The organism is Mesorhizobium sp. M1D.F.Ca.ET.043.01.1.1, assembly GCF_003952385.1.
In the GTDB taxonomy this organism is placed as follows: domain Bacteria; phylum Pseudomonadota; class Alphaproteobacteria; order Rhizobiales; family Rhizobiaceae; genus Mesorhizobium.
This window is the reverse complement of record NZ_CP034444.1, coordinates 3,342,212-3,355,436: the sequence shown is the minus strand read 5'-3', so window position 1 is coordinate 3,355,436 and position 13,225 is coordinate 3,342,212. Positions and strand designations below refer to the sequence as shown.

Below are 13,225 nucleotides of genomic sequence, written 5' to 3'. Positions count from 1 at the left end.
TCTCGCTCATTTTTGGCTTTTGGGGTGGAGTTTGATGGTGGCGGGCGGCCTTAGGCTGGATGCTAGGCGCACCTATCCTGTGATTGCCGCCCATCGGCGCATGTTGAAAGCGATCGCGGCAAGTGTCACCTGGGCTGCGGCCTTGGCCAATCCGACATAGCGGATTGTGGTCAGTTTCATGCGGTTCTTGAGCGTGGCGAAGGTCGTCTCCACCGCCGCCCGCCGTCGTGCGATCAGGCGATTGTAGCGCTTGAGCCGCTCGGGCAGCGAATGGTGCTTATTGGGGCGGCGGGCAATGCGCGGCTTCCTGCCCTCGGCCTTGAGCCGAGCACGCCGGGCATGCGTGTCATAGGCGGCATCCGCCCACACCGTCTTCTCGTCGCCTCGGATCAAGTGATCGGCCATTACCGTGTCGTTGACGTTGGCCGGCGTGGTGATCACCGTGCGGATCAGACCAGAGCCCTCGTCGACCCCAACATGGGCCTTGTAGCCGAAGGTAAAGCCGCCCTTGCCCCGCCGCACGGGACGGGCATCAGCATCCTTCGAGGGCCGCTCGGCTGTCGGCGGCGCCGAGACCGCATCGATCAGCGTCGCATCCAGCATCGTGCCGCGCTTCAGGATTACGCCGACCTTCTCCAACTGCCGATCCAGTTCGCCAAACAGCCTTTCCATCAGCCCTTCGCCGACAAGCAGGTTGCGGAAGCGCGACAGCACTGAGTGATCGGGAATGCTCTCCTCAAGGCCAAGCCCGACAAAGCGCCGGAACGACAGCCGGTCGCCCAGCGCTTCCTCGAGTTCGCGATCCGATAGCCCATAGAGCGATTGCAGCAGCAGTGCTTTGAACAGAACCAGCGGAGGCCAAGCCGCACGTCCCGGGCCGCCATCGCGTAGCGGGTTGAGCACCTTCTCGAAGCGATACCACTTCACCAGACCGGACAGCCGATCGAGCGGCGAGGATCCACCAGCAAGCTTCTGGCCCAGAAATGCTTCCGCCAGGCTCAACTGACCCGTCCGCTTCACCGCCATCGCGATTCCCTCCGAGTTCCAACTCAGAGAATCACAACCAGCCAATTATGCAACAGGCCCCTTGTGGGAGAAGGTGGCCGCGAAGCGGCCGGATGAGGGGCCTCCGTTCCCGCAAATTCAGTCAGCTATTTTTGTCGCCACCCCTTGGCATCGGCTCGCGCCATGCCATCATCCCGCAATCGGCCGTGGGGGCCGATTCGACCTCGGGGGTCTTCCATGTCCATCACCATCGCGCGCCGCGTCGCCGCCGCGCTCTCGCTTGCCGTCCTGCTCACGCCCGCCGCTCATGCCGGCGACGTCACCTTCCAGATCAGGAACAGCCACCCCAACGCCATGCGCGTCGAGCTTTACAGCCAGGACCGCGACTATGTCTGGCCGGGCAACGGCAAGGATTTCTATCTCGACGACGGCGAGACCAAGGAGCTGCCGATCTCCTGCGAGGAGGGCGAGAAGATCTGCTACGGCGCCTGGGTCGACGGCGACGAGGAGACCTATTGGGGCGTCGGCCCCAACAACAAGGAAACCTGCGAGGACTGCTGCTACACCTGCAGCGGCGGCCAGACCGAGGAGATCAACCTGGAGGAGTGAGGTGGCGCCCTCTCCTTCTCCCCTTGTGGGAGAAGGTGGCCGCGAAGCGGCCGGATGAGGGGTGCTCCAGCGGAGTGAGGCGCCGGATGTTTGAGTAATCGCCAGGAGTGTCCAATCCCCACCATGCCGCACCAACCCGTCGCCCCAGCCAAACGGAACTTTGCTCGCGCTATGCATCGCGAGCCGACGGAGGCGGAAGACCGTCTGTGGCAGGAGCTGCGCGGCCGCCGTCTGGACAACATCAAGGTCCGGCGTCAGGTGCCGATGGGCCGATACGTGGCCGACTTTGTCTGTGCCGAGGCTCGGCTCATCGTCGAAATCGACGGCAGCCAGCATGCCGAGTCGCGCCATGACCAGGAACGCGACGCCGAACTGAAGGCGAGGGGTTTTCGCGTGCTCCGGTTCTGGAACGACGACGTTCTGAAAGAGCTGGATGCGGTGTGCGATACCATCATTGCCTATGTGCGGGATGAGAGCTTGCAGCCCTGGCGGTAACGGTGCACACGCGTCCTTGCCAGGCTGGAGCACCCCTCATCCGTCTCGGCGCTGCGCGCCGAGCCACCTTCTCCCACAGGGGGAGAAGGAGAAGCCCAGCTTGACGCCTTTCCCACCGCCGCCCTAGCCTCGTCTCCACCCAACAGGAGACCCCACTCAAATGGCAGGCACGGTCGAAGGCGAGAAGATCGACGTTTCCTTCAGCGGCAGGCGCTGCATCCATTCGCGCAGTTGCGTGCTCGGCAACCCGCATGTCTTCGTGCCCAATGCCAAGGGCGAATGGATCCACCCCGATGCGGCAAGCGTCGAGAAGGTCGTGGCACTGGCCGAGAACTGCCCGTCGGGCGCCATCACCTACAGCCGCAAGGACGGCGGGCCGCAGGAGAAGCCGCCGGTCGTCAACACCGTGCGCCTGCGCGAGAACGGCCCGCTCGCGGTCCATGCCGAGATCGTGCTCGGCGGCGAGACCTTCCATCGCGCCACGCTCTGCCGCTGCGGCCTGTCGCAGAACAAGCCGTTCTGCGACAACAGCCACATCAAGGCCGGTTTTTCCGCCACCGGCGAGCCGCCGCTGAAGGAAGCGCAGGCGCTGGAGGCTCCGGACGGCCCGCTGAACGTGAGGCCCACCGCCAACGGTCCGCTGAAGCTCGAAGGCAATGCCGAGATCGTCACCGGCACCGGCCACACCATCGCCCGCACCACAAAGGTGTTTCTGTGCCGCTGCGGCCATTCGGCCAACAAGCCGTTCTGCGATGGGTCGCATAAGAGGGTGGGGTTTGTGGGGTAGGCGGTCGCGGTGGCTAGCGATGGAACGCGGCGTTCGCAATTCGTCATCCTAGGGCGAAGCAAGGAGCGAAGCGACGCGCGCAGACCCTAGGATCCATGCCGTGACGTTAAGGCGTTGCAGCGGTTACAGAATTCCGCACCGTTGCACTCCACGCCAAAGCTCACGGCATGGATCCTCGGGTCAAGCCAGAGGATGACGAATGGAGGGTCGGCGGGACAGCGCCCCCCTCTGGCCTGCCGGCCATCTCCCCCACGAGGGGGGAGATCACGCTCTCCACCTCCCTTGGCCCATCTCTCCCGTCTTTATCCGCAACCCCGTATCGGCTAAGGGCTTCGTAACAAAGCCCTCGACCCCGGACTGCCTTCAAAAATGACCGCCAAGCCCACCCCCCTCTTCCTCGGCATCGACACCGGCGGCACCTACACCGATGCCGTGCTGTGGTCGGAGGAAGGCGGCCCCCTCGATACGCCGAACAAGGGCAAGGTGCTGGCCAAGGCCAAGGCGCTGACCACGCGCCACGATCTCGCCGTCGGCATTTCCGGCGCGGTCGATGCCGTGCTGGAAAAGGCCGGGACCAATCCGGCCGCGATCAAGCTGGTGTCGATGTCGACCACTTTGGCCACGAACGCGCTGGTCGAGGGCCAGGGCGGGCGCGTGGCGCTGGTCATGATCGGCTTTTCCGAGGCCGACCTTGCCCGCGACGGGCTGAAGACGGCGCTCGGCACCGATCCGGTGGTGTTCTGCCCCGGTGGCCATGACGTGCACGGCAATGCCGCCAAGCTCGATCTCTCCGGCCTCGAGGCAGCACTCCCGGAGCTTGGACGTTCGGTGTCGGGCTTCGCCGTCTGCGCCTACTTCGCCACCCGCAACCCGGCGCATGAGCTCGCGGCCCGCGACCTGATCCGCGAAAAGACCGGCCTGCCGGTCACCGCCAGCCACGAATTGTCGGCCAAGCTCGGCGGCCCGCGCCGCGCGCTCACCACTTTGCTCAACGCCCGGCTGATCTCGATGATCGACCGGCTGGTGGCGGCGACCGAAGGCTTTCTTGGTCAGCGCGGCATCGCGGCGCCCCTGATGGTGGTGCGCGGCGACGGCGCGCTGGTGTCGGCGGCCTTCGCCCGCCAGCGGCCGATCGAGACCATTTTGTCAGGCCCGGCCGCCAGCCTTGTCGGCGCCCGCCACATGACCGGGCTCGACGACGCCATGGTCTCGGACATCGGCGGCACCACCACCGATGTCGCCGTGCTCGATAGCGGCCGGCCTAGGCTCGATCCGGAAGGCGCCACCGTCGGCGGCTTCCGCACCATGGTGGAAGCTGTCGCCATGCGCACCTTCGGCCTCGGCGGCGATTCCGAAGTGGCGCTGGAGGACGGCGCGCTCGATCCGGAGATCCTGCTCGGACCCCGCCGCCTGGTGCCGCTGGCGCTGGCCGGCCTGGTGCATGGCGAGGCGGTAATTGTCGAACTGGAAAGACAGCTCCGCGCGCCGAATCCCGGCCGCATGGACGGGCGCTTCGCCGTGCGCACCGGCGTGCCGGACCGCCTCGCCGCGGGGCTGACCGCGCCGGAAGCGAAGCTCTACGAGGCGATCGGCGCGGTGCCGCTGGCGCTCGACCGGCTGCTCACTTCCAATGCCCAGAACGCCACGCTGAACCGGCTGGTGGCGCGGGGCCTCGTGCATATCTGCGGCTTCACGCCGTCGGACGCCGCCCATGTGCTCGGCAAGCAGGCCAATTGGGACCCCGCCGCCGCGCGCCTCGGCGCCGAGCTGTTCTCCCGCCGGCGCGACGGCCGCGGCCAGGCGATCGCCGCGACGCCGGAGGTGCTCGCCGCGCGCGTGCTGGTCACGCTGACCCGCTGGTCGGCCGAATATATCCTCGAAACCGCCTTCGCCGAGGACGGGCTGGACGGCGCCGCAACCGTCGCCCATGCGCTGGTGCAGCGCGCGGTCGACGCCCATCCCGGCATCGCCCGGCTCACCGTCGCGCTCGACCGCCCGGTCATCGGCCTCGGCGCCTCGGCGCCGCTGCATTACGCCGGCCTGGCCGCGCTGGTCGGCAATGGCTGCATCGTGCCGGAGGATACCGACGTCGCCAATGCGCTCGGCGCCGTCGTCGGCCAGGTGCGCGTCTCGGCCGAAGCCCGCGTCAGCCAGCCCAAGGAAGGGCTGTTCCGCCTCGCCTCGGGGCAGACGGTGCGCGACTTCACCGACGAGGCGAAGGCCATCGCGGCAGCCGAAGCCGATGTGCGGGCGATCGCGGCGGAGCGCGCCAAGGATGCCGGCACCGACAGCGCCGAGATCGACGTCGCCACCGAGTTCAAGGTCTCGACCATCGAGGGACAGCGCATGTTCATCGAGGCGCATGTGGTGGCGGTGGCCTCGGGCAGGCCGCGGATTGCGGTGTGAGCGCAGCCTCCCCCTTGTGGGAGAAGGTGTCGCCGACGGCGACGGATGAGGGGTGTTCCAGGGAAAGCCAGCGTCTCACTCCGCCGGAACACCCCTCATCCGTCTCGGCGCTTGCGCGCCGATCCACCTTCTCCCACAAGGGGAGAAGGGAAAGCGGGCGCCATCCTTCACCCTAAGCCGAATTGACCCCGCAACCCCAAACATGCCAAAGGCCCCCGCTAGCAAGGCCAAAGCCTACCAGTTGGAGAAGCCCTGATGACCGACCGCATCGAGATCGCCGGGTTGCAGATCGCCCGGGAGCTCCATGACTTCGTGGCCGAGGAGGCAGCGGTCGGCACCGGCATCGACCCGGAACAGTTCTGGACCGGCTTTTCCGCCATCGTCCACGACCTCGCGCCGAAGAACCGGGCGCTGCTCGCCAAACGCGATGCCATGCAGGAAAAGCTCGACGGCTGGTATCGCCAGAACGGCGCGCCGGTCGACATGGAGGGCTACAAGAGCTTCCTGAAGGAGATCGGCTATCTGGTGCCCGAGGGTCCGGCCTTCAGCGTCTCGACCGAAAATGTCGATCCCGAGATCGCGGTTGTCGCCGGGCCGCAGCTCGTGGTGCCGGTGATGAACGCGCGCTATGCGCTCAACGCCGCCAATGCCCGCTGGGGCTCGCTCTACGACGCGCTCTACGGCACCGACGCCATTCCCGAGACCGGCGGCGCCGAGAAGGGCAAGGGTTTCAATCCGGCGCGCGGCGCCAGGGTCATCGCCTGGGCGAGGGATTTCCTCGACCAGTCGGCGCCGCTGACCTCCGGCAAATGGGCCGGCGTCAACGGGCTCTCGGTGGCGAACGGGGCGCTGAAAGTGGGCGAGGGCGCCGGCGCCACCACGCTTGCCGACCCGAAACAGTTCGTCGGCTATCGCGGCGATGCCGCCACGCCGGAGGCCGTGCTTTTGGTGAAGAACGGCCTGCATATCGAGATCGTGATCGACCGCGCCAGCGGGATCGGCAAGACCGATGCGGCCGGCATCGCCGATGTCGTGCTCGAGGCCGCCCTGACCACCATCCAGGACTGCGAGGATTCGGTCGCCGCCGTGGATGCGCAGGACAAGGTCGTCGTCTACCGCAACTGGCTCGGCCTGATGAAGGGCGATCTCGCCGAAGAGATCACCAAGGGCGGCAACAGTTTTGTCCGCACGCTCAACCCGGACCGCCGCTACACGGCGCCGAATGGCGGCCAGCTGCTTTTGCCTGGACGTTCGCTGATGCTGGTGCGTAACGTCGGCCACCTGATGACCAATCCGGCGATAACCGACCGCGACGGCCACGAGGTGCCGGAAGGCATCATGGATGCCGCGCTCACCGCGCTGATCGCGCTGCACGATGTCGGCGAAAACGGCCGCCGCGCCAACTCCCGCGCCGGCTCGATGTATGTGGTGAAACCCAAGATGCACGGGCCGGAGGAAGTCGCCTTCGCGATCGAGATCTTCGACCGCGTCGAAGCGCTGCTCGGCATGCCGAAAAACACCATCAAAATGGGCATCATGGACGAGGAACGGCGCACCACCGTCAACCTCAAGGAGGCGATCCGCGCTGCACGCGAGCGCGTGGTGTTCATCAACACCGGCTTCCTCGACCGCACCGGCGACGAGATCCACACCTCGATGGAAGCCGGTCCGATGATCCGCAAGGGCGACATGAAGCAGGCCGCGTGGATTTCCGCCTACGAGGCCTGGAACGTCGATATCGGGCTCGAATGCGGGCTTGCCGGCCATGCCCAGATCGGCAAGGGCATGTGGGCGATGCCCGATTTGATGGCGGCCATGCTCGAGCAGAAGATCGCCCATCCGAAGGCCGGCGCCAACACCGCCTGGGTGCCGTCGCCGACGGCGGCGACCTTGCACGCCACGCACTACCACAAGGTCGACGTGCAAGCCGTGCAGGCGGCGCTGAAGAGCCGGCCGAAGGCGAAGCTCGACGACATCCTGTCCGTGCCGGTCGCGGTGCGGCCGAACTGGACGCCGGACGAGATCCAGCGCGAGCTCGACAACAATTCGCAGGGCATCCTCGGCTATGTCGTGCGCTGGATCGACCAGGGCGTCGGCTGCTCGAAGGTGCCCGATATCAACGATGTCGGCCTGATGGAGGACCGCGCGACGCTGCGCATCTCCTCGCAGCACATCGCCAACTGGCTGCGTCACAAGGTGTGCTCGGAAATCCAGGTCCGGGATTCGCTGCAGCGCATGGCGGCCATCGTCGACCGCCAGAATGTCGGCGACCCGCTCTACCGGCCGATGGCGCCGGACTTCGACGCTTCCATCGCCTTCCAGGCCGCCTGCGACCTGGTGTTCAAGGGGACGGTTCAGCCCAACGGCTACACCGAGCCTGTGCTGCACGCGCGGCGCCTGGAGCTGAAGGCGAAGGCGCGCTGAGGGGTTCGTGCAACGCGTCGATCGACCGTCGCGTCAAGCGCCCGGAATCGAACGCGACAGGAAGACGTCTGTGTGCCTGACATGCTCTGGCGTCTCGCGGAAAGCAGCGCAAGGCTTGAAGCCGAACGCCTCGTACACGGCAATGGCATTGCTCATGTAGTAGGTCGTGTGGATCAGCACCGTGCGGGCCGGGCCTTTCTCGATCTCCGTCAGCACGGCGCCCATCAGCGCGCGGCCTATGCCTTGCCCGCGGAAGGATGCGTCGACGAAGAACCGGTGCAGTTCCACCGTGTTGTCGCCGAACTGGTCGAAGGCCAGGCAGCCGGCCGGCAGGCCCGCCGATCGCGCAATGAATGCCATGGCGTCCGACGCGCCGAACTGCGCCGCCAACTGAAGACCGCTTGTTTCGGGATGAAAGAGAGCCCTCACATCCTCTGCCGAGACGCCATGGGGCGCCGAAGCGTCGACATCCCATTGCGCAAGCTTGCGGCAGAGTTCTGCCAGCGTCTCGAATTCTTCGGCGCTGCGCGCCGGTAAAACTGAAATCATCGCCATGCCCCGACCGGATCCGCGCCACCGTATCGTGCGCGACCTTCGTGCGCGAAACTGCCGTCGCCCAGCCGCGGGGCAGTGAGCGCCGATCACATAAATGAGATGTCGAGGTGATCGCCGACCGGCCTTCAACGTCTTGACGGCTCCCGATCTACCTACTAGTTGGTAGGTAGGCTAAATGAGAGATCCCACCATGTCTGGACAAATGAACGATCACAGCCGCGCCCGGTCTTCGAACGCCTGGCTCAAAAGCTACTACTATCTGCGGTTTGCCGTATCGGCGGCCTGGGTTGCCGCGGCTTTCACCGTCGCGAAGGACAGTCCGCCGCTCGCTGCGGTCATGCTGGTGGCCTACCCTGTGTGGGACGCGCTCGCGAACTATGTCGACGCGCAGCGCACCGGCGGGCTCAGCCGCAACAGGTCGCAGCTGCTCAACGTCGTCGCCAGTATCGTCACCGCGGTTGCGGTCGCCGTCGCGCTTGGCCGCAGCATGAACGCGGTGCTTGCGGTCTATGGCGTCTGGGCCGTCGTCTCCGGCGCGTTTCAGCTTCTGACCGCGGCGCGTCGCTGGAAAACCAACGGCGCCCAGTGGGCGATGATCCTGAGCGGTGCCCAGTCGGCGCTGGCCGGCCTGTTCTTCGTGAAGATGGCGGGCGGCACGGAGGCCATCGGCATCGCCAACGTTGCGCCCTATGCCGGTTTCGGCGCCTTCTACTTCCTCGTGTCCGCGGTGTGGCTTTCGGTAAGCGATATCGTGCGGAAGTCGCCGCAAGGCGTGAGTTGAGCTTTCCTCCGCTGGACGTTAGGCATGTCCATGAACAAGCCTTCGCACACTGCCGATGATATCCTGGCCGCCGCGCGAACCTTCATCGTCGCCGGCGGCTACAACGGGTTCAGCTACGCGGATATCGCCGAGGTGATCGGTATCCGCAAAGCCAGCATCCATCACCACTTCCCCAGCAAGGTCGACCTGGTGCAAACGCTGGTCAGGCGTTACCTCGAGGATGCCGTCACGGGCATGGGAGAGCTTGAGCGCAATGTGCCTGAGCCGCCAGAGCTGCTTCGAACCTACGCCGGCTTCTGGGCTCGGTGCATCGAGGACGCAAGCCGGCCGTTCTGCGTCTGCGCCCTGCTTGCCAGCGAGCTTCCCGCTCTTCCGCCGGAGGTTGCCGTGGAGGTCCGGGCGTATTTTCGGTTTCTCTCAGGGTGGCTGGCCGGCGTCATCGAGCGCGGCGCCGAGCAGAAGAAATTGACAATCTCCGCCCCGCCACGCGTCGAGGCGGAGGCCTTCATGGCGACCGTTCATGGCGCAATGCTCTCTGCGCGAGCCTACGGCGATACCTTGACGTTCGGCATGATCCTGGCGCCGACATTGCAGAAGCTGATCCCCGGGGACCGATCGACTGTCGGCTGACAGTCGCCTGGAAAAGCGGAACCCTGTGCGCTTGCCGATGCCTCTTGCGATCACGCCGCCTGCGCCATCCGCTCGGCGCTCATCCGATAGGAGATCGCCTCGGCGAGATGAATGCGGCCGACGGTTTCGCTTGCGTCGAGGTCGGCCAGCGTGCGCGCCACCTTCAGCACGCGGTGATAGGCCCGCGCCGAGAAGGCGAGTTTTTCGCTGGCGTCCTTGAGCAGCGTCAGCCCGGCGGCGTCGGGCCTGGCGATCTCCTCGACGATCGCCGGCGGGCAATGCGCGTTGGTGGTGGCGGCAGCGCCCAGCCTTTCCAGCCGCTCGCGCTGCATGGTCCGCGCTCGCGCCACGCGCTGCGCCACCGAAGCGCTGGTTTCGGCGCGGTCCGGCCGGATCAGGTCGCTGGCCGAAACCGCCGGCACTTCGATCCTCAGGTCGATGCGGTCGAGCAGCGGGCCGGAAATGCGCGCCTGGTATTCGGTGCGGCAGCGGTCGCCGCGCAGGCAGCGAAAGCCGGGCTCGCCCGACATGCCGCACCGGCACGGGTTCATCGCCGCCACCAGCTGGATGCGCGCCGGATAGGTGACGCGGTGGTTGGCCCGCGCGATCACGCAGTCGCCGGTCTCCAGCGGCTGGCGCAGCGCGTCCAGCGTCTGCGGCGTGAATTCCGGGAATTCGTCGAGGAACAAAACGCCGTGATGCGCCAGCGACACCTCGCCCGGCCGCACGCGCAGGCCGCCGCCCACCATCGCCGCCATCGAGGCCGAATGATGCGGGGCGCGGAACGGCCGCCGGTCGGTGAGCTTGCCTTCGCCGAGCTCGCCGGCGACGGAAGCGATCATGGAAACTTCCAGGAGCTCCTTCGGCGCCAGCGGCGGCAGGACCGAGGGCAGCCGCTGCGCCAGCATCGACTTGCCCGAGCCGGGCGGGCCGACCATGAGCAGATTGTGCCCGCCGGGTTGCGGATACCGTGATTGCGGGGGGTTTTGGTCGGACCTCTGCGCCGAGCTATGCGACCTTAGCCAAACATAGTTCCCACTAATATGCTATAGGCTGAGCATGAGGGGGCAAAACCATGGGTCGGTTTCTGCGGTATTTAGCCTGGGTATGTCTTGTTTCGGCCAGCCATGCCAACGCCCACAGCTGGTATCCGGGCAAAACTGACCCGGTTCGACATCGGCTCCCTGGCCCTCAGCAGCCCTATTCTGCGCCCCTTATCATGTTGCAGCAGGGCCAGGAACGGACCTGCGCTCAATCAGCTCATTTTCCGGGCTTCATATTCAGAGTTATTGCTTCATTCTCCTCGTGGCCTGCTGATATTCGAACACCAGTCGCGGCTATTTGGGCCTCCATCCGATTGACAAGCGCGACATAACGGGGATGAGCGCGGAGCGAATCGAGGTCGCTATCCTGACGCATCCAAGGCAAGCGCAAAATGATGTAGGCATGTGATGCAGTTAGCTGCCGTTCCAGGCAATCGATAGCCTGCTCCGTCTTGCCCACCTTTGCATAAAAACAGCCTATGTTGTACTGAACCGCAATATTGTCTCCGGCGAACATTTCAGCACGGGAGACCCACGACAGCGCGCGTTCAATCTCGCCAATTTCCGCCAGCATCGTGGCGCCGTAACATAGCGCGGTGGCATTGTCGGGGTGCGCTTTGACTTCCTTTTCCACTCCCAGCACACCTTGCCTTGCTGCTTCCTTGGCGTCGTCGCTGCGGCCAAGTGAAACATAGACCATCCCTAGATTGATCCAGACCCGATAGTCCTCCGGTGACAACGATGCAGCACGCTGGTACAGAGCGGCAGCTTTCTCGTATTGACCTTGAATGAAACAATTCCGGCCGTAAGAGAAATAGGTATCGGAAGAACTGGCGTCTAACTCTAAAGCTCGCTCGAACTCCACTTCCGCCTCGGCATACCGGCCACTTACGAACAAGGCCCCGCCACGGGATGCGTGGGCATCGGCGAGACCTGGCTCAAGTTCCAGCGCCCGTGCACTGTTGGAAAGGACTGCCTCGAAGCTGGCATCGGGATCGTTGCAGGTCAACAGAAGCCACTCGCAATCAGCCAAAGCGGCATAAGCGCGCGCATAATTTGGGTCAATTTCAACAGCTCTGGCAAACAGTCGCTGCGCTGTTTTGATAAACTTGGTCTCGACTCCCCTATTGAGGAACGACCTGCCCATCAACAGCGTCTCGTAAGCCTCTGGGTTGTCGGTCGAGCGGTTTGTAATTGTCGCCAGTTCTTCGGGCAACAGCTTCACTTTGAGCACGTCGACAATGCTTTTGGATATCTCGTCCTGAAGGGCAAAGATATCGTCCAGCGTCCGGTCATACCGCTCGGCCCAGATATGGTCACCACCACGACCATTGATTAGCTGAGCCGTGATACGCACTCGCCCTCCAGCCTTGCGTACACTTCCTTCCAGGACATAGGCGACATTCAGCTTCTTCGCCACCTCCTCGATCAATACCGCCTTGCCCTTGAAGGTAAAGACGGTATTGCGCGCGACGACGGAGAGTCCGGACGCTTTCGAAAGGTCGGTGATAATGTCCTCGGTGATGCCGTCAGAAAAGTACTCCTGCTCGGGATCGCCGCTCATATTCGCAAAGGGCAGAACCGCAATCGAGGGTTTTTTCAGGAGTGCAGTCGCCGGTTGCGCCGCACGTCTGCCGGTCCCGCCTGTTCCGGCGCGATAAACCCGCACTGGCTTCGCGATGTTCTTGAGTGTGTGCTCGCCCAGATCGTCGAACGCCAATGCCAACTTGCCTGTGACATGATCGTGCACGGTGGCGGAGACGTAGATGCCGCCGGGCTCAGCCAGTCCCTCCAGCCGGGCGGCCACGTTGACACCGTCGCCATAGAGATCACTGCCCTCGACGATCAAGTCGCCCAGATTGATGCCGATACGCAGGACGATGTGCGAGGCTTCGGGAATGCCTTCGTTAGCAGCAGTGAATCCCTTTTGTAGTTCAACCGCGCATTGTACCGCATCAACTGCACTGGCGAACTCGACAAGCACACCGTCGCCCATAAGTTTGACTACGCGACCATTGTGCTGGACGACCAATGGAGACAACACGGCCTGCCGACGTGATTTCAATGCGGCTAGTGTGCCAGCCTCATCGCGTTCCATCAGGCGGGAATAACCAACAACATCGGCTGCCAAAATTGCAGCAAGGCGGCGTTGGGTTCGAGTCTCGGCCATGTGGGTTAAATACTTTCAGAAGCCGGGCAATTGGGATTGTATTGGTACCCTGGCCCAGAGTCTATCCGGCCCGACTTCTGAGATCGGTCATACGCATCGTTTCTGAAATATCCGCCCCACGTCCGTTCGCTGGGGCACTGCGGACATGGCAGTACTGCATTGATGCTCTCGGTCCTCGAATGCTCGGGGGTTGAGTGTCTCTCTTCGCCGTCATGATCGTCGCCTGCTTCTCCGTGCTGTTGCTGAGTAGCTGTCTCGACAGACTCATTGATTTGAGGCCGCTCTAACCCACGCTCCGGTATAACAATGGGGTCGCAAAA

General features: G+C 64.5%; 10 protein-coding genes and 1 pseudogene. 7 read left to right on the top strand and 4 right to left on the bottom strand.

The genetic code is table 11. The features are described 5' to 3' along the window. Positions 1-72: 72 nt before the first annotated feature. On the bottom strand, positions 73-1,026 hold the full coding sequence (locus tag EJ067_RS16290; RefSeq protein ID WP_126086648.1) for an IS5 family transposase: 954 nt from the start codon (positions 1,024-1,026) through the stop codon (positions 73-75). Between the two features lie 216 nt (positions 1,027-1,242). On the opposite strand from EJ067_RS16290, the gene EJ067_RS16285 reads away from it, so the two are divergent. The 5 genes from EJ067_RS16285 to EJ067_RS16265 all read left to right on the top strand — a co-directional run bounded on the left by EJ067_RS16285 (position 1,243) and on the right by EJ067_RS16265 (position 7,726). Beyond that, entirely contained in the window at positions 1,243-1,614 is a 372-nt protein-coding gene (locus EJ067_RS16285) for a hypothetical protein (protein WP_126086647.1), read from the top strand. 123 nt (positions 1,615-1,737) lie between these two features. Further along, positions 1,738-2,109: an endonuclease domain-containing protein gene (locus EJ067_RS16280; RefSeq protein WP_126086646.1), complete on the top strand. Its 372-nt coding sequence runs from the start codon at positions 1,738-1,740 to the stop codon at positions 2,107-2,109. A 160-nt stretch (positions 2,110-2,269) separates the two neighbouring features. Next, complete coding sequence (locus tag EJ067_RS16275; RefSeq protein ID WP_126086645.1) at positions 2,270-2,896, top strand: CDGSH iron-sulfur domain-containing protein; 627 nt, start codon at positions 2,270-2,272, stop codon at positions 2,894-2,896. Between the two features lie 369 nt (positions 2,897-3,265). Further along, positions 3,266-5,302 carry a hydantoinase/oxoprolinase family protein gene (locus EJ067_RS16270; RefSeq protein ID WP_126086644.1) on the top strand — a complete coding sequence of 679 codons (2,037 nt, stop codon included), beginning with the start codon at positions 3,266-3,268 and terminating at the stop codon, positions 5,300-5,302. A gap of 255 nt (positions 5,303-5,557) precedes the next feature. After that, positions 5,558-7,726 (top strand): malate synthase G, encoded by a 2,169-nt coding sequence (locus tag EJ067_RS16265; protein WP_126086643.1) that lies wholly within the window; start codon positions 5,558-5,560, stop codon positions 7,724-7,726. A gap of 33 nt (positions 7,727-7,759) precedes the next feature. Here the strand turns inward: EJ067_RS16265 and EJ067_RS16260 are convergent, their stop codons facing one another. After that, on the bottom strand, positions 7,760-8,275 hold the full coding sequence (locus EJ067_RS16260; RefSeq protein WP_126086642.1) for a GNAT family N-acetyltransferase: 516 nt from the start codon (positions 8,273-8,275) through the stop codon (positions 7,760-7,762). A 196-nt stretch (positions 8,276-8,471) separates the two neighbouring features. Here EJ067_RS16260 and EJ067_RS16255 point away from each other — a divergent pair, with 196 nt between their 5' ends. Next, entirely contained in the window at positions 8,472-9,062 is a 591-nt protein-coding gene (locus EJ067_RS16255; protein ID WP_126086641.1) for a DUF308 domain-containing protein, read from the top strand. A 30-nt stretch (positions 9,063-9,092) separates the two neighbouring features. After that, positions 9,093-9,692, top strand: coding sequence for a TetR/AcrR family transcriptional regulator (locus tag EJ067_RS16250; protein WP_126089643.1), 600 nt, complete (start codon positions 9,093-9,095; stop codon positions 9,690-9,692). Positions 9,693-9,742: 50 nt separating this feature from the next. Here the strand turns inward: EJ067_RS16250 and EJ067_RS16245 are convergent. Further along, a pseudogene (locus EJ067_RS16245) lies at positions 9,743-10,648 on the bottom strand (ATP-binding protein); the annotation flags it as partial. A 304-nt stretch (positions 10,649-10,952) separates the two neighbouring features. Then, positions 10,953-12,905: an adenylate/guanylate cyclase domain-containing protein gene (locus tag EJ067_RS16240; protein ID WP_126086640.1), complete on the bottom strand. Its 1,953-nt coding sequence runs from the start codon at positions 12,903-12,905 to the stop codon at positions 10,953-10,955. Between the last annotated feature and the right edge of the window lie 320 nt (positions 12,906-13,225).